A 20355-nucleotide genomic window follows, 5' to 3' on the forward strand; every position below is an offset into this window, starting at 1 on the left:
TCTGTGCTTTAGCTGTATATACCGCTTCTCGTGGCGGCATTCCGCGGGCCCCGCCCGTTCCGATAACCCTAGCTGCCGGATGCGCCGGCGTCGTCCAGGAGTCCCCATGAGTCAGAACCTTTCCATTCCCGTGGTCGACATGGCTGGCGTGGCCGGGGGCGACGCCGTAAGCCTGCTGCGTGCCGGGCAGGCGATCCAGCGCGCCTGCACCGAGATTGGCTTCTTCTATATCGTCAACCATGGTGTGCCCCAGCAGGTGATCGACGAGGCCATGGGCGCGGCGCGGGAGTTCTTCGCGCTGCCCTTGGAGGTGAAGGCGCAGGTGGCGGTGAATGCGCGTCATCGCGGCTTCCATCGTATCGGCGGGGCGACCATGTACCAGGCCACGAAGCCGGACCTGAAGGAGTTCTTCAGCATCGGCCTGGAACTGGCGGAAGACGACCCCTGCGTGATGGCCGGCGAGGCCCTGCGCGGGCCCAACCAGTGGCCGGCGTTCCTGCCGCGGCTGCGCGCCGCGCTGGAGGCTTACTACGCCGCGGTCGGCCGGGCCGGCGCCGACCTGCTGCGCGCCGTGGCGGTCAGCCTGGGGATCGACGAAGACTTCTTCGCCGGCAAGTACCACAAGCCGCTGCAGCGGACCCAGGCCATCTACTACCCGCCGCACCCGCCCATGGCCGAGGCCGACCTGTTCGGCGTGGCCCCGCATACCGATTACGGCTGCATCACCCTGTTGTACCAGGACGACAGCGGCGGCCTGCAGGTACGCGAGCTGGGCGGCCAGAGATGGGTGGATGCCACGCCCCTGGCCGGCAGCCTGGTGGTGAATGTCGGCGACCTGCTGGCGCGCTGGTCCAACGACCGCTTCCGTTCGACGCTGCACCGGGTCATCAACAAGTCCGGTCACGAGCGCTACTCCATCGCCACCTTCTTCGACCCCAACTACCAGGCGCTGGTCGATCCGCGCGACCTGGGCATCGGCGATGCGCAGAGCCTCTACCCGCCGGTGAAGGCCGGCGACTACATCCTCAGGCGCATCGACGAATCCATGGCCTACAGAAAAAAGGCGCAGGCCTGAGCAGCCCCGCCGGTCGATAGCCTTTCCCGGTCATCCGTCGCCCAGGGCGGATGACGCTCCGCGTTGTTACCCGACGATGCCCCGCAACGGGGCGTCGTGCTTCAAAAAGTGTCACCGGCTCCGTTGTGGGTAACACTTCGCTCGTCAATCCCAGCGCTCCCGCACACCGCCCACGGTCCGCCTGCAGGCCAGAAATGACGCGGGCCAGAGCCCTTTCAGAGAAATTCATCACAGCTGCTCGACAAGGTTGGCCTCTCTCATGCATATGCTTGTATGTACAAGTTTATATGTGTGCGGACGTCCTGGACGTCCGCACACCGAACCCGCCGTCAGGCCGGCCCGTCAGTCAACCGAGTCAGGAGTCATCCCGTGAGCAACTCGAACAACAAATTCCGCGACGTCGAAATCCGCGCCCCGCGCGGCACCCAGCTGAACGCCAAGAGCTGGCTGACCGAAGCCCCGCTGCGCATGCTGATGAACAACCTCGACCCGGAAGTCGCGGAGAACCCCAAGGAACTGGTGGTGTACGGCGGCATCGGCCGCGCCGCGCGCAACTGGGAGTGCTACGACAAAATCGTCGCCACCCTTAAAGAGCTGAACGACGACGAGACCCTGCTGGTGCAGTCCGGCAAGCCGGTCGGCGTGTTCAAGACCCACGCCAACGCCCCGCGAGTGCTGATCGCCAACTCCAACCTGGTGCCGCACTGGGCCACCTGGGAACACTTCAACGAACTGGACGCCAAGGGCCTGGCCATGTACGGCCAGATGACCGCCGGCAGCTGGATCTACATCGGCAGCCAGGGCATCGTCCAGGGCACCTACGAAACCTTCGTCGAAGCCGGCCGCCAGCACTACGCCGGCAACCTCAAGGGCCGCTGGGTGCTGACCGCCGGCCTGGGCGGCATGGGCGGCGCCCAGCCGCTGGCCGCGACCCTGGCCGGCGCCTGCTCGCTGAACATCGAGTGCCAGCAGAGCCGCATCGACTTCCGCCTGCGCAGCCGCTACGTCGACGAACAGGCCAAGGACCTCGACGACGCCCTGGCGCGCATCGCCAGGTACACCGCCGAGGGCAAGGCCATCTCCATCGCCCTGCTGGGCAACGCCGCCGAAATCCTCCCGGAACTGGTGCGCCGCGGCGTGCGCCCGGACATGGTCACCGACCAGACCAGCGCCCACGACCCGCTCAACGGCTACCTGCCGGCCGGCTGGACCTGGGAGCAGTACCGCGATCGCGCGCAGACCGAGCCGGCCGCCGTGGTCAAGGCCGCCAAGCAGTCCATGGCCGTGCACGTGCAAGCCATGCTCGACTTCCAGAAGCAGGGCGTGCCGACCTTCGACTACGGCAACAACATCCGCCAGATGGCCAAGGAAGAGGGCGTGGCCAACGCCTTCGATTTCCCCGGCTTCGTCCCGGCCTACATCCGCCCGCTGTTCTGCCGCGGCATCGGCCCGTTCCGCTGGGCCGCGCTGTCGGGCGACGCCGAGGACATCTACAAGACCGACGCCAAGGTCAAGGAGCTGATCCCCGACGACGCCCACCTGCACCGCTGGCTGGACATGGCCAAGGAGCGCATCAGCTTCCAGGGCCTGCCGGCGCGCATCTGCTGGGTCGGCCTGGGCCAGCGCGCCAAGCTCGGCCTGGCGTTCAACGAGATGGTCCGCAGCGGCGAGCTGAAGGCGCCGGTGGTGATCGGTCGCGACCACCTGGACTCCGGCTCGGTCGCCAGCCCGAACCGCGAGACCGAGGCGATGCAGGACGGCTCCGACGCCGTGTCCGACTGGCCGCTGCTCAACGCCCTGCTGAACACCGCCAGCGGCGCCACCTGGGTTTCGCTGCACCACGGCGGCGGCGTGGGCATGGGCTTCTCCCAGCATTCGGGGATGGTGATCGTCTGCGACGGCACCGACGAGGCCGCCGCGCGCATCGCCCGCGTGCTGACCAACGACCCGGGCACCGGCGTGATGCGCCACGCCGACGCCGGCTACCAGATCGCCATCGACTGCGCCAAAGAGCAGGGCCTGAACCTGCCGATGATCACCGGCAAGTGAGCGGACGATGATGAGCAGCGTGACTGAAATACCCGCCGCGCGGCCTCTGCAGGGCGTGCGGGTGCTGGACCTGAGCCGCGTGCTGGCCGGGCCGCACTGCACCGCCATGCTCGCCGACCTGGGCGCCGAGGTGATCAAGTTCGAGGTGCCGGGGCATGGCGACGACAGTCGCCACCTTGGCCCGTTCAAGGATGGCGAGAGCGTCTACTTCGGCCTGATAAACCGCGGCAAGCGCAGCGTCGAGCTGGACTTCAAGGCGCCCGCCGACCTGGCCCGCTTCCGCGAGCTGGTGGCCGGGGCCGACGTGGTGGTGGAGAACTTCCGCCCCGGGGTCACCCAGCGCCTGGGCATCGATTTCGACAGCCTCAAGGCGCTGAACCCGAAGCTGATCTACGCCAGCATCTCCGGGTTCGGCCAGAGCGGCCCGCTGTCGCGGCGCCCGGCCTACGACATCGTCGCCCAGGCGATGTCCGGGCTGATGAGCGTCACCGGTTTCGCCGAGACCGGCCCGACCCGCAGCGGCGAAGCCCTCGGCGACCTGTGCGCCGGCGTCTACGCGGCCTGGGCGATCAGCAGCGCGCTGTTCGCCCGCGAGCGCGGCGCCGGCGCCCAGTACATCGACGTGGCCATGTTCGACGTGCTGGTCAGCCTGCAGATGACCGGGCTTTCCAATCTGTTCGCCCATGGCCGCGCGCCGGGCCTGGTGGGCAACCGCCACCCCGTTTCGACGCCCTTCGACACCTACCGCGCCGCCGACGGCCTGGTGGTGATCGCGGTGGCCAGCGACAAGCTGTTCGGGCGCTTCTGCGAAAGCATCGGACGCGCTGAGCTGGCCGACGACCCGCGCTTCGCCGACGACCCCTCGCGCACCCGGAACGAGCAGGCCCTGCGCGCCGAGATCGAGGCCTGGACCGGTCGCCACGGCGTCGAGCAGGCCTGCGACCTGCTGCTGGACGCCGGGGTGCCGGCCTCGCCGGTGTGGAACCTCGCCGAGGCCACCGGCAGCGAGCAGGCCCAGGTGCGCCAACTGCTGCTGCAGCCGGGCGACGGCCTGCCGCCGCTGGTGCCGCAGCCGGTGTTCTTCAACGGGCGCAAGCCCCATGTCACGAGTCGTGCGCCGCGCCTGGGAGAAAGCAACGCCGCGTTCGGCCTCGAGGAAAAAGCGGGAGCTGTGAATGAACTTTGATATCGACACCACCGAGCAGGCCATCGTCGACGCCGCCGAGCGCGTCTGCCGCGAGGTGCTGGCTGCCAACGCGCAGCGCTACGACGAGACCGAGAGCTTTTGCGCAGACAGCCTGCGGGCCCTGGGCGAGCTGGGCTTCATGGGCATCAACCTGCCCGAGCAGTACGGCGGCTTCGGCATCGGCAGCCTGGCCATGAGCGCGGTGGTCGAGGCGGTGGCCGCGGCCTGTGCTTCCACCGCCTCGGCGCTGACCGCGCATTTCCTGGCCACCGACTCCATCCTCATCGGCGGCACCGAGGCGCAGCGCCAGGAATGGCTGCCGCGCTGCGCCAGCGGCGAGTTGCTGGGCGCCTTCGGCCTCACCGAGCCGGCCGCCGGCTCCAACCCCGCGGACATGCGCACCCGCGCCGTGCGCGAGGCGGGCGGCTGGCGCATTCGCGGCAGCAAGCACTACATCACCAACGCCGCCGAAGCCGATTTCATCGTGCTCTATGCCAAGACCGACGCCGAGGCCGGCGCCCGTGGCATCAGCGCCTTCATGGTTCCCAAGGGCACCGAGGGCGTGAGCTTCTCCAGCCCGGAGAAGACCATGGGCCTGCGCGGCAGCACCATCTACGAGCTGGCGCTGGACTGCTGGTTGCCGGACTCGGCGCTGCTGGGCGCCGAGAACCAGGGCTTCCGCACCGCCATGGAAGTGCTGGACCGCGGTCGCGTGGAAGTCGCCGCCATGTCCCTGGGCATCGCCCGCGCGGCCATGGAATATGCGCTCAAGTGGGTGGACGAACGGCAGATCGGTCCCAAGCCGCTGTCGGCCTACCAGGGAACCCAATGGCGCATCGCCGACATGCACGCGCAATTCGAGGCCGCGCGCCTGCTGACCCAGAAGGCCGCGGCGCGGCGCGACAGCGGCCAGCGCTTCAGCCTGGAATCTGCCACCGCCAAGCTGTTCGCCGCCGAGGCCTGCGGCTACATCACCGACGCCGCGCTGCAGCTGCATGGCGGCTACGGCTACATCCGCGACCTGCCGCTGGAGCGCTTCGTGCGTGATGCGCGCATCCTGCGGATCTTCGAGGGCACCTCGGAAGTACAGAAGATCATCATCTCCCGCGCCGTGCTGGAGAACGCCCGCCAGTGACGGTGGGCTGGCGGGCGGCGCGCCGCCCGCGACGTATCGGGAATCGCTGTGCATAACAACAATGGCGCGGCCGCCACGAGCGACCGCGAGCGAGGAGAGCTTCATGGCTGGTAAGTCCCTGATCGAAACCCGTTCCATCGACTACATCCCCGAGCGCGAGCGGCACGGACGCCTGTTCAGCCAGTTCACCCTGTGGTTCGGCTGCAACCTGCAGATCACCGCCATCGTCACCGGGGCGCTGGCCGTGGTGCTGGGCGGCGATGTGTTCTGGTCGCTGATCGGCCTGTTCATCGGTCAGGTCTTCGGCGGCGCGGTCATGGCCCTGCACGGTGCCCAGGGGCCCAAGCTGGGGCTGCCGCAGATGATCTCCAGCCGCGTGCAGTTCGGCGTGCTCGGCGCGGTCATCCCGCTGGTGCTGGTGTGCGTCATGTACGTGGGCTTCAACGCCACCGGCGCAGTGCTGGCCGGGCAGGCGGTGAGCGCGTTGCTGGGAGTGAGCGAGAGCGCCGGCATCCTGATCTTCGCCGCGGTCATCGTGGTGCTGACCGTCTGCGGCTACCGCGTCATCCATGTACTGGGCAAGGTCGCCAGCGTGATCGGGGTGCTGGCCTTCGTCTACCTGTTCGTGCGCCTGCTGTCGGCCAACGACATAGGCGCGCTGCTGGACAACCGCCACTTCGCCTGGAGCAGCTTCCTGCTCGCGGTGTCGCTGTCGGCGTCCTGGCAGATCGCCTTCGGCCCCTACGTGGCCGACTATTCGCGCTACCTGCCCAGCGGCACCTCGTCGCTGAAGACCTTCTTCGCCGTCGGCGCCGGCTCGGTGCTCGGCTCGCAGGCCTCCATGGTCCTCGGCGTGTTCGCCGCCGCCCTGGCCGGCAAGGCCTTTTCCGGCCAGCCGGTGGCCTACATCGTCGGCCTCGGCGCCAGCGGCCTGATGGCCTCGGCGCTGTTCTTCAGCGTGGCCCTGGGCAAGGTGACCATCTCCACGCTCAACGCCTACGGCAGCTTCATGTGCATCGCCACCATCATCAGTGGCTTCCGCGGGCAGCTGAGCATCTCCCGCGTCCAGCGCCTGGTGTTCGTGCTGGGCATCGTCGGGCTGTCCACCGCCCTGGCGCTGGCCGGACAGCATTCGTTCCTGACGGCCTTCAAGTCCTTCCTGCTGTTCCTCCTGGCCTTCTTCACCCCCTGGAGCGCGATCAACCTGGTGGACTACTACTGCATCACCCGCGAGCGCTATGACATTCCGGCCCTGGGCGACCCGGATGGCCGCTACGGGCGCTGGAACTGGACCGGCATCGGCGTCTATGTCTTCGGCGTTCTGGTGCAGATGCCGTTCATCGATACCGCCTTCTTCAGCGGCCCGATGGTGGAGAAGCTGGGGGGCGTGGACATCTCCTGGCTGGTCGGCCTGGTGCTGCCGGCCATGGTCTACTACTTCCTGGCACGCGGTGATGTGCGCCATGTGCCGACGCAGATGGTGCTGCCCGAACGGTCGTGATACGAGGGGATCGCATGAAACAGCTCTGGCACAACTGCCACGCCGCCACCATGGCCGGCGGCAAGTACTCGATCATCGAGGACGCGGCGATCCTCACCGAGGGCGCGCGCATCCACTGGATCGGTCCCCATGCCGAACTGCCGCTGCACGAGGTGCAGCGCAGCCATGACCTGGGTGGCGCCTGGCTGACGCCGGGGCTGATCGACTGCCACACCCACCTGGTGTTCGGTGGCGACCGCAGCGCCGAATTCGAGCTGCGCCTGCAGGGCGCCAGCTACGCGGAGATCGCCGCCGCCGGCGGCGGCATCGCCAGCACCGTGCGCGCCACCCGCGAGGCCAGCGAGGAAGAACTGCTGGCCAGCGCCATCAAGCGCGCGCGGCCGCTGCTGGCCGATGGCGTGACCGTGCTGGAAGTGAAGTCCGGCTACGGCCTGGACCTGCCCAGCGAGCGCAAGATGCTGCGCGTGGCGCGGCGCCTGGGCGAGGTGCTGCCGGTGACGGTGCGCGCCACCTGCCTGTCGGCCCACGCCCTGCCGCCGGAATACGCCGGGCGTGCGGACGAGTACATCGAGCTGATCTGCGCGGAAATCCTCCCGGCGCTGGCGCAGGAAGGGCTGGTGGATGCGGTGGACGCCTTCTGCGAGCACCTGGCGTTCTCCCTGGCGCAGGTCGAGCGGGTGTTCCAGGCCGCCAAGGCGTTGGGGCTGCCGGTGAAGCTGCACGCCGAGCAGCTGTCGTCGCTGCATGGCTCCAGCCTGGCCGCGCGCTACCAGGCGCTGTCCGCCGACCACCTGGAATTCATGACCGAGGAAGACGCCATCGCCATGGCCAGGGCCGGCACCGTCGCGGTGCTGCTGCCGGGCGCCTTCTTCGTCCTGCGCGAAACCCAGCTGCCGCCGATGGACGCGCTGCGCAAGCACGGCGTGGCCATCGCCCTGGCCAGCGACCTCAACCCCGGCACCTCGCCGGCGCTGTCGCTGCGCCTGATGCTGAACATGGGCTGCACCGCCTTCCGCCTGACCCCGGAAGAAGCGCTGGCCGGCGTCACCCTGCACGCCGCCCGCGCCCTGGGCCTGGAAGCCGATCACGGCAGCCTGGAGGCGGGCAAGCTCGCCGACTTCGTCGCCTGGGACATCCAGCGCCCGGCCGAGCTGGCCTACTGGCTCGGCGGCGACCTGCCCAAGCGCATCATCCGTCACGCAGAGGAAGTCTCCTGTGGATAACGTACTGAGCTTCAGCCGCGGCCGCGTGCCGCTGCTGGTGAGCATGCCGCACCCCGGCACGCGCCTGACCCCGGCCGTGGAAGCCGGCCTGGTGGACGAGGCGAAGGAACTGGCCGACACCGACTGGCACATCCCGCGTCTGTACGACTTCGCCCGCGAACTGGGCGCCAGCACCCTGGCGGCGAACTACTCGCGCTACGTCATCGATTTGAATCGCCCGGCCGACGACAAGCCGCTGTACAGCACGGCCACCACCGGCCTGTATCCGGACACCCTGTTCGACGGCCGCCCGCTGTTCCACGCAGGCCAGGCGCCCTCGGCCGAGGAGCGCGCGCGCTACCTGGCGGAAGTCTGGACGCCGTACCACCAAACCCTGGCCGAGGAACTGGCGCGGCTGAAGGCCGAGTTCGGCTACGCGCTGCTGTGGGACGCGCATTCGATCCGTTCGCACATCCCGCACCTGTTCGACGGCAAGCTGCCGGACTTCAACATCGGCACCAACTCCGGCAACAGCTGCCCGGCGGACCTCGCCGAGCGCCTGCAGGCGGTGTGCGCTGAAGCCGAGGGCTACAGCCACGTACTGAACGGGCGCTTCAAGGGCGGCCACATCACCCGCCACTACGGCCAGCCCGGGCAGCACGTGCACGCGGTACAACTGGAGCTCGCGCAGTGCAACTACATGGATGAACAGGCGCCCTTCGCCTACCGCGAAGACCTGGCCGGCCCGACCGCCGAGGTGCTGCGCAAGATGCTGGAGACCTTCCTGGCCTGGGGCCGCGAGCGTTACGGCCGTTGACGAAACGCCCGCGCACGGCGCTTGCCGAGATGCTTTTCGTAGGATGGGCGTAGGAGCGGGCCCTGCCCGCGATTTCGCGCGCAGGGCGCGCTCCTACATGGGGACGATGCGGGTGGGGCAGCGTAGGAGCGGATCTCATCCGCGAATCGCGCCGGTATGTTCGGCTATCGCGGACAAGGTCCGCTCCTACGGGGGAGGAATACCGTGCTTCCCGACAACCTGTAGGAGCGGGCCCTGCCCGCGATTTCGCGCGCAGGGCGCGCTCCTACATGGGGACGCTGTGGGTGGGGCAGCGTAGGAGCGGATCTCATCCGCGAATCGCGCCGATACGCCAGGCTATCGCGGACAAGGTCCGCTCCTACGAAGAGCACCTCGGCGCGGGGCGCGCGGTCATTCCCAATCCAGCCGGGCCAGCTTCCACTCGCCGTCTTCCAGCCACCACTCCAGCTTCACGTCGTACAGGCGCGCGCTGTCGGGGATCAGCCCCTCGGCGCCGGTCAGGCCGACCTTGGCCTCGGTGTAGCCGCGGCGCGAGACCGCCGGGTCGATCCAGCTGTTCTTCGCCGGGGCGAGCACGCCGATCTTCTGGTGACGGAGGAACAGCACCGCCATGGTGCGCCGGGCCCAGTCGCGGTCGTTGACCTGCTGGGCGCGGAAGTCGTCGGCCAACTGGTCGAGCACGGCGCCGGTCTTCTTCGCTTCGATGTTCGCCTGCAATTGCTGCACGGCGGCTTCCAGGGCGGCTTGCGGGTCGTCCTTGCCGCAGCCGGCGAGCAGGGCGAGGCACAGCAGCAGGGGCAGGGCGAGGGGCCTGGCCAGCATGTCGAACTCCTTTTCGGAATGAAGGTGAGCCCGGCACCGTAGCGCAGACGCGCGCCCCGCGGCCACGCCGGGAGTGTTTCCAAAGTTCGCCGTTCAGCGCGCCAGGAGGAACTGCCCGGGGTCGACGAAGAACATCTTCTTCCAGCCCTGGGTCTCGTCGGTGGCCGCCCAGGGCCGCGGCAGCAGCGACAGCACCGCGTAGTGCAGGTGCGGCGGCTTGCCGGCGGCGTTGCCCGAGCTGCCCACCGCGCCGACCACCTGGCCGCGGCCCACCGGCTGCAGCGGCGCCACGTTCCAGGCCTGCAGGTGCGCCAGGTAGTGCAGGCGCCATTTCGGCCCGAGGATCAGTACCACCTTGCCGCCCAGGTCGATCTCGCCGCGGTACAGCACCAGCCCCGGCACCGGCGACAGCGCCGGGGCACCGGCGTCGGCGAAGATGTCGATGCCCTTGTGCACCCCGGAAATGCCCCAGGGTTCGTACCAGAACGAACGGCGGTTCCAGTCGCGCTGGCTGGCGCCCTGCACCGGGATGACCGGGCGTTCCGGCAATAGCATCGGCAGGACCAGCAGCGCTGCGAGCAGCAGGAGCCAGCGGCGTTTCATACCTGCAGGCCCAGGTGGCGGATCAGCGGCGCCGGCGCGGCCAGGCGTTCCCAGACGTCGTCGAGCAGTTCGGCGGGATAGAAGGAGGGCAGGGCGGTCAGGTCGGCGCGCGGCACCCAGGCCACCTCGTGGATGGCGAACTCGTCGCCGCCCAGGCCGCGCAGGTTGTCCAGGCTCAGGTCGCCGCGCCAGGCGTCGACGCGGTAGAACAGCTCCATGTGGAAGCGCCCGGCCAGCGGCTCGGCGAACTCGCGGACGTACACCAGCGGCCCGACCTCCACTTCCAGCCCGGTTTCCTCGCGGCATTCGCGCTTCACGGTGTCGCGCGTCGATCGGTCGCTGTGCGACTCGAAGCCGCCGCCCGGGGGAATCCAGTAGACGTCGCCGTCGACCTCGTGGCGCACCAGCAGGATGCTCTGCTCGCGGACCAGCAGGCCGGCGGCGCGGATGCGGTGTTGCAGTGGGTTCATCGCCAGTCGAGCCTCGCCAGCTTCCAGGTGTCACCGTCGCGTCGCCATTCCAGGCTTACGCTGTAGGGGCGGTTGCGCCTGCGCTCGGGCAGCAGGTCGTCGCCGCCGGTCAGTGCCAGTTCCGCCCGGGTATGGCCGACGTCGGCATAGTTGCGGTCGACGCGGCTGCTGCGGCCCAGGGTGATGAAGCGCACCCGCGGCTGCTGGACGAACACCTGCGCCAGGGTCCGGCGCACCCAGTCGCGGTCGTACTCGCCCTGGGCGCGGAAATCCTCGTGCAGCTGCGCCAGCACGGCGCTGGTGGCGCGCTCGTCGAGGTTGCGCTGCAGCTGGCGCACCGCGTCGTTCAACTGGTCCTGGGGGGAGTCGCTGCTGCACCCGCCCAGCAGACAAATGACGCACAGCAGGCAAAGATACAACTTCCTCGGCATCCCGAGTGAACTCCTTTATCGGTTTTGCGCGGGCACAGGTATCATGCCGGACACGCAAGGGATGGTATCCGGTCGAGGGACGGACCGTACGTAAAGATTCAGGAGTGCGCCATGCAGCTTTTGTATCCGGAAATCAAGCCTTACGCCCGGCACCAGCTGGCCGTCGATGAACCGCACGTCCTCTACGTGGATGAAAGCGGCATACCGGACGGCCTGCCGGTGCTTTTCGTGCACGGCGGCCCGGGTGCCGGTTGCGACGCCCTGTCCAGGCGCTTCTTCGACCCCAACCTGTACCGCATCGTCACCTTCGACCAGCGCGGCTGCGGGCGCTCCACGCCCTTCGCCAGCCTGGACGACAACACCACCTGGCACCTGGTGGCCGACATGGAGCGCATCCGCCAGCACCTGGGCATCGAGAAGTGGGTGCTGTTCGGCGGCTCCTGGGGCTCGACGCTGTCGCTGGCCTACGCCCAGACGCACCCCGAGCGCGTCCACGCCCTGGTCCTGCGCGGCATCTTCCTGTGCCGCCCGCAGGATCTGCGCTGGTTCTACCAGGAGGGCGCAAGCCAGCTGTTCCCCGACTACTGGGAGGACTACCTGGCGCCGATCCCGGCGGACGAGCGCGGCGACCTCATGCAGGCTTTCCGCAAGCGCCTGGTGGGCAGCGACCAGATCGCCCAGATGCACGCCGCGCGCGCCTGGTCCACCTGGGAAGGGCGCACCGCGACGCTGCGGCCCAACCCGGCGGTGGTCGACCGCTTCAGCGATCCGCACCGCGCGCTGTCCATCGCCCGCATCGAGAACCACTACTTCGTCAACGCCGCCTTCCTCGAACCGGACCAGCTGCTGCGCGACATGCACCGCATCGCCCACCTGCCCGGCGTCATCGTGCACGGCCGCTACGACGTGGTCTGCCCGCTGGACAACGCCTGGGCGCTGCACAAGGCCTGGCCGAACAGCGAATTGCAGATCGTCCGCGACGCCGGCCACGCGGCCAGCGAGCCGGGCATCGCCGATGCCCTGGTGCGCGCCACCAACGAAATCGGCCGGCGCCTGCTGAACCTGCCCCCGGAGGCCGAATGAAGGGGCTGATCCAGCGGGTGAGCGCCGCGCGGGTGGAAGTCGACGGGGAAATCGTCGGCGCCATCGACCAGGGCCTGCTGGCGCTGGTCGGCGTGGAGCCCCAGGACGACGAGGCGAGCGCCCAGCGGCTGCTGCACAAGCTGCTTAACTATCGAGTGTTCGCCGATATTGAAGGTAAGATGAACCTTTCTCTGGGCGATGTCGGCGGCGGCCTGCTGCTGGTCTCGCAGTTCACCCTGGCCGCCGACACCCGCAAGGGCCTGCGGCCGAGCTTTTCCAGCGCGGCGCCGCCAGCCCGGGGCGCCGAGTTGTTCGAACATCTCGTGGATCAGGCACGAGCCCGTCATCCGCTGGTCGCTACCGGCCGGTTCGGCGCCAACATGCAGGTCCACCTGGTCAACGACGGGCCGGTGACCTTTCTTCTGGAGGCGTGAACAGGCGGCAGTCCGTAATCGGGCCGCAGGATGATGGCAACTCGCATGCGACTAGAACAATGGCTCCCCGGAAGCCCAGGCCACAAGGCCGGGCAAGGGTTCTTCGCAATCGCGGGGAATCATTCGGGCTCACCGGGGTCGGAATTCAATCGCCGGCACTTTGGCATTGCCAGGGTCGGCCTTGGTTTTTTCAAGTTCACGGACGAGGGGGACTCGTGATTTTTCGTTCCGTTCAACACACCGCTTCCCGTAATTTCCTGCGCGACCTGATGCTGGTCGGCTCCGCTTTCCTGGCCCTGGGCGCTTCTCACGCCTGGGCTTTCACCATCGATGACGTCGCCGGCGAGGCGAAGAAGCTGGCCAGCGAGAAGTACAGCGCGCCGACCAGCAACCTGCCGTCGGTATTCAGCGAGATGAAATTCGCCGACTACCAGCAGATCCGCTTCCGCATGGACAAGGCCTACTGGGCCGACGAGAAGGAGCCGTTCAAGCTCAGCTTCTATCACCAGGGCATGCACTTCGACACCCCGGTGAAGATCAACGAGGTGACGGCCACCAGCGTCAAGGAGATCAAGTACGATCCCGCGCGTTTCGACTTCGGTACGCTGCAGTTCGACGCCAATGCCACCAAGGACCTCGGCTACGCCGGGTTCCGCGTGCTCTACCCGATCAACAAGGCCGACAAGCTCGACGAGATCGCCACCTTCCTCGGCGCCAGCTACTTCCGCGTGGTCGGCAAGGGCCACGTCTACGGCCTCTCCGCCCGCGGCCTGGCGCTGGACACCGCGCTGCCCTCCGGCGAGGAGTTCCCGCGCTTCCGCGAGTTCTGGATCGAGAAGCCCAAGCCCCAGGACAAGCACCTGGTGATCTACGCCCTGCTCGACTCGCCGCGCGCCACCGGCGCCTACCGCCTGGTCCTGCGCCCCGGCAAGGACACCGTGGTCGACGTGCAGGCCAAGGTGTTCCTGCGCGACAAGGTCACCAAGCTCGGCCTGGCGCCGCTGACCAGCATGTTCCTGTTCGGCTCCAACCAGCCCTCGGAGCAGCACAACTTCCGTCCGGAGCTGCATGACTCCACCGGCCTGCAGATCCATGCCGGCAACGACGAGTGGATCTGGCGCCCGCTGAACAATCCCAAGCACCTGTCGGTGAGCAGCTACGCCGTGGAGAACCCGAAAGGCTTCGGCCTGCTCCAGCGCGGCCGCGAGTTCAGCCGCTACGAAGACCTGGACGACCGCTACGACCTGCGCCCGAGCCTGTGGATCGAGCCGCGCGGCGACTGGGGCAAGGGCAGCGTCGAGCTGGTCGAGATCCCTACCCCGGACGAGACCAACGACAACATCGTCGCCTTCTTCAACCCGGAGAAGCGCCCGGAGGCCGGCCAGCCGCTGGAATACGCCTACCGCATGCACTGGACCATGGACGAGGACGCCCTGCATTCGCAGAAGGTCGCCCAGGTCAAGCAGACCCTGCGCTCGGTGGGTGACGTCAAGCAGGCCAACCTGATCCGCCAGCCCGACGGCAGCACCGCCCTGGTGGTGGACTTCGAGGGCGCCAACCTCAAGGTCCTGCCGGCCGACGCCGCGGTGACCACCCAGGTGAGCACCGACGACAACGCCGAGGTCAAGGAAAACAACCTGCGCTACAACCCTGTGACCCAGGGCTGGCGCCTGACCCTGCGGATCAAGGTGAAGGATCCGAAGAAGCCGACCGAAATGCGTGCGGCCCTGGTCAAAGATGGACAGACCCTGTCCGAAACCTGGAGCTACCAGCTGCCTGCCGATGAATAACACGACCACCCACAAGGCTCCGCTGGGCGAATACCTCGAGCACCTTCCGCTGACCGCGGAAGGGCGCGAGCGCCTGGCGCGCAGCGCTTCCTTCAGTGACCTGCACCAGCGCCTGGCGGAGGAGGCCGGCACCGAGCCGGTCGTCACCGACGATGCGGCGCTGGGCTCCATCGGCCCGCGCCTGCTGCTCGGCTACGGCCAGGAGCTGCAGGAAACCGGCATGCTCGGCCTGGACGACAACGGCCGCGCCTACCTCAAGGCGGCGCCGCCGATCCAGCGCACCAAGGTGCTGCCCGAACCCTGGCGGACCAACGTGCTGGTGCGCGGCTGGCGCCGCCTGCTCGGCCGCGGCAACCCGTCCAAGCCCGTGCGCGACCTGCCCAAGGCGCGCTGGCAGCGGGTCGGCTCGCTGCGCCGGATGATCCTGCTGCTGCTGATGCTCGGCCAGACCAGCATCGCCACCTACTACATGAAGGGCATCCTGCCGTACCAGGGCTGGGCGCTGATCGACCTGGAAGAGATCAACCGCCAGACCTGGCTGCAGACCCTGCAGCAGGTGCTGCCGTACCTGATCCAGTTCGGCGTGCTGCTGCTCTTCGCCATCCTCTTCTGCTGGGTCTCGGCCGGTTTCTGGACCGCGCTGATGGGCTTCTGGGAGCTGCTCAGCGGCCGCGACCGCTACCGCATCTCCGGCAGCAGCGCCGGTAACGAGCCGATCGCGGCCGACGCGCGCACCGCCATCGTCATGCCGATCTGCAACGAGGACGTGCCGCGGGTCTTCGCCGGCCTGCGCGCCACCTTCGAGTCGGTGGCGGCTAGCGGCGAGCTGGAGCACTTCGACTTCTTCGTCCTCAGCGACACCTACCAGGCCGACATCGCCGTGGCCGAGGAACAGGCCTGGATCGAGCTGTGCCGGGAGACCAAGGGCTTCGGCAAGCTGTTCTACCGCCGCCGCCGTCGCCGGGTGAAGCGCAAGAGCGGCAACATCGACGACTTCTGCCGGCGCTGGGGCAGCCAGTACAAGTACATGGTGGTGATGGACGCCGACAGCGTGATGAGCGGCGACTGCCTGGCCAAGCTGGTGCGGCTGATGGAAGCCAACCCGGAGGCGGGGATCATCCAGACCGCGCCCAAGGCCTCGGGCATGGACACCCTCTATGCGCGCATGCAGCAGTTCGCCACCCGCGTGTACGGCCCGCTGTTCACCGCCGGCCTGCACTTCTGGCAACTGGGCGAGTCGCACTACTGGGGCCACAACGCGATCATCCGCATGAAGCCCTTCATCGAGCACTGCGCCCTGGCGCCGCTGCCGGGCAAGGGCTCGTTCTCCGGGGCCATCCTCTCCCACGACTTCGTCGAGGCCGCGCTGATGCGCCGCGCCGGCTGGGGCGTGTGGATCGCCTACGACCTGGAGGGCAGCTACGAGGAATTGCCGCCGAACCTGCTGGACGAGCTCAAGCGCGACCGCCGCTGGTGCCACGGCAACCTGATGAACTTCCGCCTGTTCCTGGTCAAGGGCATGCACCCGGTGCACCGCGCGGTGTTCCTCACCGGGGTGATGTCCTACCTGTCGGCGCCGCTGTGGTTCTTCTTCCTGGTGCTGTCCACCGCGCTGCTGGCGGTGCACCAACTGATGGAGCCGCAGTACTTCCTGGAGCCGCGCCAACTGTTCCCGATCTGGCCGCAGTGGCACCCGGAGAAGGCCATCGCGCTGTTCTCCACCACCCTGACCCTGCTGTTCCTGCCCAAGCTGCTCAGCGTCATGCTGATCTGGGCCAAGGGCGCCAAGGCCTTCGGTGGCGTGGTCAAGGTCACCCTGAGCATGCTCCTGGAGATGCTCTTCTCGGTGCTGCTGGCGCCGGTGCGCATGCTCTTCCACACCCGCTTCGTGCTGGCCGCGTTCCTCGGCTGGGAAGCGCAGTGGAAGTCGCCGCAGCGTGACGACGACGCCACGCCGTGGAGCGAGGCGCTGCGCCGCCACGGCATGCAGACCCTGCTGGGCCTGGCCTGGGCGCTGCTGGTGGTGTGGCTGAACCCGCGCTTTTTGTGGTGGCTGTCGCCCATCGTCGGTTCGCTGATGCTGTCCATCCCGGTGTCGGTGATCACCAGCCGCGTCAACCTGGGCCTGGCCTCGCGCGACGAGAAGCTGTTCCTCATCCCCGAGGAATACGACACCCCGCGCGAGCTGCGTTCCACCGACGAGTACACCTACCAGAACCGCTGGCAGGCGCTGAAGGACGGCTTCGTCCGCAGCGTTTCCGATCCGCTGCTCAACGCCCTGGCCTGCGCCATGGGCACCGCGCGCCACGCGCGCTCCGAGGCCATCGAGGCGGCGCGCCAGCGGCGCGTGCAGCAGGCCCTGGAAGGCGGCCCGCAGGCCGTCGCCGGCGAGGCCCGCCTGGCCCTGCTGAGCGACCCGGTGGCGCTCTCGCGCCTGCACCTGCAGGTGTGGGAAGGCGGCCACGAGAACTGGCTGGAGCCCTGGCGCAAGTCGGTGCAGGCCGACGCGCACAGCCCGGCATTGCCGCTGGCGCCGCCTGCCGGCGCCGGCGTGGGCCTGCCCGCCGCGCAGTCCTGACCGCGAGCCGCTCCCCGTCACCAGGCGGGGAGTGGCAACGCCTTGCAACGGTTTTCCCGGCGCTTTACTGCTGCTAACCTGCGCCATCGATCCAGAAAGACTCCCGACGGACGGCGACAGAGGGTAGGATTCGCACCCTTCAGCGCCCGGCGAGGCTTCGCGCGGCATAAAGACCGCCACTGGATGCCGTGCCGACGTGCGCACGACTCAATTTCGACTGTCTGGGAGTGTGGGGAATGAAAAAGTATCTGGCATCGCTGCTGCTGGGCGTCTGCGCCCTGGCCGGCGTGGGCGCGGCACAGGCCGGCGCGGTGGATGACGCGGTCAAGCGCGGCAGCCTGCGGGTGGGCATGGACCCGACCTACATGCCGTTCGAGATGACCAACAAGCGTGGCCAGATCGTCGGCTTCGAGGTCGACCTGCTCAAGGCCATGGCCAAGGCCATGGGCGTCAAGCTGGAGCTGGTCTCCACCAGCTACGACGGCATCATCCCGGCGCTGCTGACCGACAAGTTCGACATGATCGGCTCGGGCATGACCCTGACCCAGGAACGCAACCTGCGGGTCAACTTCTCCGATCCCTTCATCGTGGTCGGCCAGACCCTGCTGATCCGCAAGGAGCTGGAAGGCACCATCAAGTCCTACAAGGACCTGAACGACGCCAAGTACCGCATCACCTCGAAGATCGGCACCACCGGCGAGTTCGTCGCCAAGAAGCAGCTGTCCAAGGCCCAGTACCACGGCTTCGACAACGAGCCCGAGGCGGTCATGGACGTGGTCAACGGCAAGGCCGACGCCTTCATCTACGACTCGCCCTACAACGTGGTCGCGGTCGGCAAGTTCGGCGCCGGCAAGCTGGTGTTCCTCGACCAGCCGTTCACCTACGAACCGCTGGCCTTCGGCCTGAAGAAGGGCGACTACGACTCGATCAACTGGATCAACAACTTCCTCAAGCAGATCCATGAGGACGGGACCTACGATCGTCTGCACGACAAGTGGTTCAAGAGCACCGACTGGCTGAAGGACATGGAATAATCCGCGTCCGACGCTGTTCGACCCGACGCGCAGGCCCCGGCCTGCGCGTTCGCATTTTCACGGTAAAGATACGTGACTAGAAGCAAACGCCCCACCTGGCCCTGGCATGGGCTGACCGCGCTGATCCTCCTGCTGATCGGCCTGGCCATCTGGTATTCCACCTCGCTGATTTCCTACGAGTGGCGCTGGAACCGCGTTCCCCAGTACTTCGCCTACCAGGCGGAGGAACCGCAACGTGCGGACGCCGTCTCGCGGGTGGAGAAGATCGAGGATTCCGGCCGCGAGGCCCGCGTCACCCTGGTCGACGACGACGGCAAACAGCAGGTGCTGAACGTGGCCGGCGACAGCCTGCAGTTCTCCGAGAACGACGACGTCGGCGAAGGCGACGTGGTCGGCGTGCAGCGCCACTGGGCCGCCGGCCCGCTGGCCTGGGGCCTGTGGACCACGCTGTGGATCTCCTTCGTCTCCGGCGCGATCGGCCTGGCCATCGGCCTGTTCACCGGCCTCTGCCGGCTGTCGAAGAACCCCACGCTGCACGACCTGTCGACGCTCTACGTCGAACTGGTGCGCGGCACGCCGCTGCTGGTGCAGATCTTCATCTTCTACTTCTTCATCGGCACCGTGCTCAACCTGTCCCGCGAGTTCGCCGGGGTGGCGGCGCTGGCGCTGTTCACCGGCGCCTACGTGGCCGAGATCGTCCGCGCCGGCGTGCAGTCCATCGCCCGCGGCCAGGACGAGGCGGCGCGCTCTCTGGGCCTGAGCGCGGCGCAGTCGATGCGCCACGTGATCCTGCCGCAGGCCTTCAAGCGCGTGCTGCCGCCGTTGGCCGGGCAGTTCATCAGCCTGGTCAAGGACACCTCGCTGGTCTCGGTGATCGCCATCACCGAACTGACCAAGAGCGGCCGCGAGGCCATCACCACCTCGTTCTCCACCTTCGAGATCTGGTTCTGCGTGGCCGCGCTCTACCTCGTCATCAACCTGCCGCTGTCGCATATGGCGAGCCGGCTGGAACGGAGGCTCGGACAAAGTGATTGAAGTCCGCAACCTGACCAAGGTGTTCGACACCCGTGGCCACGTGGTGCGCGCGGTGGACGACGTGACCACCCGCGTGGACAAGGGCGAGGTGGTGGTGGTGATCGGGCCGTCGGGCTCGGGCAAGTCCACCTTCCTGCGCTGCCTCAACGGTCTGGAGGAGTTCGACTCCGGCTCGGTGAGCATCGACGGCGTCGACCTGGCCAATCCGAAGACCGACATCAACGCCTACCGCCGCGAAGTCGGCATGGTGTTCCAGCACTTCAACCTGTTCCCGCACATGACCGTGCTGGAGAACCTGTGCCTGGCGCAGAAGGTGGTGCGCAAGCGCGGCAAGGCCGAGCGCGAGGAGAAGGCGAAGGCGCTGCTGGCCAAGGTCGGCATCGGCCAGAAGGCCAACGAATACCCCTCGCGCCTGTCCGGCGGCCAGCAGCAGCGCGTGGCCATCGCCCGCGCGCTGTGCATGGAGCCGAAGGTGATGCTGTTCGACGAGCCGACCTCGGCGCTCGACCCGGAGATGGTCGGCGAGGTGCTGGACGTGATGAAGGCCCTGGCGGTGGAAGGCATGACCATGGTCTGCGTCACCCACGAGATGGGCTTCGCCCGCGAAGTGGCCGACCGCGTGCTGTTCTTTGACCACGGCAAGCTGCTGGAAGACGCGCCGCCGGCGCAGTTCTTCGAACAGCCGGCCGATCCACGGGCGCAGAGCTTTTTGCGGCAGGTGCTTTGAGTACTTGGTGAATGACACGAAGCCGCCCTTTGGGGCGGCTTTTTTGTCACTTGGGGAGCGAGCTTGCTCGCGAATGGGGTTCGCGGCAGGCGTTTTCGAAGAGCACCCTCTCCCCAGCCCTCTCCCTGAAGGGAGAGGGGGCTTGTCCGTGCCGAGAGAGGTTTTGGCGCCAATCGGCAACTTCGTAGCAGCCGGCTGACGCCGAAATACCCGAGCTCACCGAACGGTTCCCTCTCCCTTCAGGGAGAGGGTTAGGGAGAGGGAGCGGAGTTGAGCCGACACGCCGTTGCCAAAGGGAAACACCATTTGCGAGCAAGCTCGCTCCTACAGGACCAGGCCCTGTGCACAGCCAAGAAAAAACCGCCCCTCGGGGCGGTTTCTTC

General features: G+C 67.9%; 18 protein-coding genes. 14 read left to right on the top strand and 4 right to left on the bottom strand.

Features of this window, described 5'->3' with window-relative positions:
* Positions 1 to 106 precede the first annotated feature (106 nt).
* The 7 genes from PM1_RS01380 to hutG all read left to right on the top strand — a co-directional run bounded on the left by PM1_RS01380 (position 107) and on the right by hutG (position 8965).
* Positions 107 to 1075 (top strand): isopenicillin N synthase family dioxygenase, encoded by a 969-nt coding sequence (locus PM1_RS01380; RefSeq protein ID WP_009613728.1) that lies wholly within the window; start codon positions 107 to 109, stop codon positions 1073 to 1075.
* A gap of 369 nt (positions 1076 to 1444) precedes the next feature.
* A complete protein-coding gene (gene hutU / locus PM1_RS01385; RefSeq protein WP_009613727.1) occupies positions 1445 to 3124 on the top strand; it encodes a urocanate hydratase in 1680 nt (559 codons plus the stop codon).
* A gap of 10 nt (positions 3125 to 3134) precedes the next feature.
* Complete coding sequence (locus PM1_RS01390; RefSeq protein ID WP_043300147.1) at positions 3135 to 4310, top strand: CaiB/BaiF CoA transferase family protein; 1176 nt, start codon at positions 3135 to 3137, stop codon at positions 4308 to 4310.
* Positions 4300 to 5445, top strand: coding sequence for an acyl-CoA dehydrogenase family protein (locus tag PM1_RS01395; RefSeq protein ID WP_009613724.1), 1146 nt, complete (start codon positions 4300 to 4302; stop codon positions 5443 to 5445). Before PM1_RS01390 ends, PM1_RS01395 begins: the two co-directional genes overlap by 11 nt.
* Positions 5446 to 5548: 103 nt before the next feature.
* Positions 5549 to 6946 carry a purine-cytosine permease family protein gene (locus tag PM1_RS01400; RefSeq protein WP_009613723.1) on the top strand — a complete coding sequence of 466 codons (1398 nt, stop codon included), beginning with the start codon at positions 5549 to 5551 and terminating at the stop codon, positions 6944 to 6946.
* A gap of 14 nt (positions 6947 to 6960) precedes the next feature.
* On the top strand, positions 6961 to 8169 hold the full coding sequence (gene hutI / locus PM1_RS01405) for an imidazolonepropionase (protein WP_009613722.1): 1209 nt from the start codon (positions 6961 to 6963) through the stop codon (positions 8167 to 8169).
* On the top strand, positions 8162 to 8965 hold the full coding sequence (gene hutG, locus PM1_RS01410; RefSeq protein ID WP_009613721.1) for an N-formylglutamate deformylase: 804 nt from the start codon (positions 8162 to 8164) through the stop codon (positions 8963 to 8965). The genes hutI and hutG overlap by 8 nt, the downstream gene beginning before the upstream one ends.
* Before the next feature lie 390 nt (positions 8966 to 9355).
* Here the strand turns inward: hutG and PM1_RS01415 are convergent, their stop codons facing one another.
* The 4 genes from PM1_RS01415 to PM1_RS01430 all read right to left on the bottom strand — a co-directional run bounded on the left by PM1_RS01415 (position 9356) and on the right by PM1_RS01430 (position 11291).
* Positions 9356 to 9787, bottom strand: coding sequence for a hypothetical protein (locus PM1_RS01415; protein ID WP_009613720.1), 432 nt, complete (start codon positions 9785 to 9787; stop codon positions 9356 to 9358).
* A gap of 93 nt (positions 9788 to 9880) precedes the next feature.
* A complete protein-coding gene (locus PM1_RS01420; protein WP_009613719.1) occupies positions 9881 to 10390 on the bottom strand; it encodes a M23 family metallopeptidase in 510 nt (169 codons plus the stop codon).
* Positions 10387 to 10860: an NUDIX domain-containing protein gene (locus PM1_RS01425; RefSeq protein WP_009613717.1), complete on the bottom strand. Its 474-nt coding sequence runs from the start codon at positions 10858 to 10860 to the stop codon at positions 10387 to 10389. The genes PM1_RS01420 and PM1_RS01425 overlap by 4 nt, the downstream gene beginning before the upstream one ends.
* Positions 10857 to 11291: a hypothetical protein gene (locus PM1_RS01430; RefSeq protein WP_009613716.1), complete on the bottom strand. Its 435-nt coding sequence runs from the start codon at positions 11289 to 11291 to the stop codon at positions 10857 to 10859. Before PM1_RS01430 ends, PM1_RS01425 begins: the two co-directional genes overlap by 4 nt.
* A gap of 111 nt (positions 11292 to 11402) precedes the next feature.
* On the opposite strand from PM1_RS01430, the gene pip reads away from it, so the two are divergent.
* The 7 genes from pip to PM1_RS01465 all read left to right on the top strand — a co-directional run bounded on the left by pip (position 11403) and on the right by PM1_RS01465 (position 19972).
* Complete coding sequence (pip, locus tag PM1_RS01435; protein WP_009613715.1) at positions 11403 to 12374, top strand: prolyl aminopeptidase; 972 nt, start codon at positions 11403 to 11405, stop codon at positions 12372 to 12374.
* Positions 12371 to 12808 carry a D-aminoacyl-tRNA deacylase gene (dtd, locus tag PM1_RS01440; protein ID WP_009613714.1) on the top strand — a complete coding sequence of 146 codons (438 nt, stop codon included), beginning with the start codon at positions 12371 to 12373 and terminating at the stop codon, positions 12806 to 12808. The genes pip and dtd overlap by 4 nt, the downstream gene beginning before the upstream one ends.
* A 215-nt stretch (positions 12809 to 13023) precedes the next feature.
* The gene (locus PM1_RS01445; RefSeq protein ID WP_009613713.1) at positions 13024 to 14598 is read left to right on the top strand and encodes a glucan biosynthesis protein G; all 1575 of its coding nucleotides are present in this window, start codon (positions 13024 to 13026) and stop codon (positions 14596 to 14598) included.
* Positions 14591 to 17176, top strand: coding sequence for a glucans biosynthesis glucosyltransferase MdoH (gene mdoH / locus PM1_RS01450; protein ID WP_009613712.1), 2586 nt, complete (start codon positions 14591 to 14593; stop codon positions 17174 to 17176). The genes PM1_RS01445 and mdoH overlap by 8 nt, the downstream gene beginning before the upstream one ends.
* 236 nt (positions 17177 to 17412) lie before the next feature.
* On the top strand, positions 17413 to 18210 hold the full coding sequence (locus PM1_RS01455; protein WP_009613710.1) for a transporter substrate-binding domain-containing protein: 798 nt from the start codon (positions 17413 to 17415) through the stop codon (positions 18208 to 18210).
* Positions 18211 to 18282: 72 nt separating this feature from the next.
* Positions 18283 to 19245 (top strand): amino acid ABC transporter permease, encoded by a 963-nt coding sequence (locus PM1_RS01460; protein WP_009613709.1) that lies wholly within the window; start codon positions 18283 to 18285, stop codon positions 19243 to 19245.
* Positions 19238 to 19972 (top strand): amino acid ABC transporter ATP-binding protein, encoded by a 735-nt coding sequence (locus PM1_RS01465; RefSeq protein WP_009613707.1) that lies wholly within the window; start codon positions 19238 to 19240, stop codon positions 19970 to 19972. The genes PM1_RS01460 and PM1_RS01465 overlap by 8 nt, the downstream gene beginning before the upstream one ends.
* The last annotated feature ends 383 nt before the right edge of the window (positions 19973 to 20355 follow it).

This window comes from Pseudomonas sp. M1, assembly GCF_022760135.1.
Lineage (GTDB): Bacteria > Pseudomonadota > Gammaproteobacteria > Pseudomonadales > Pseudomonadaceae > Pseudomonas > Pseudomonas citronellolis.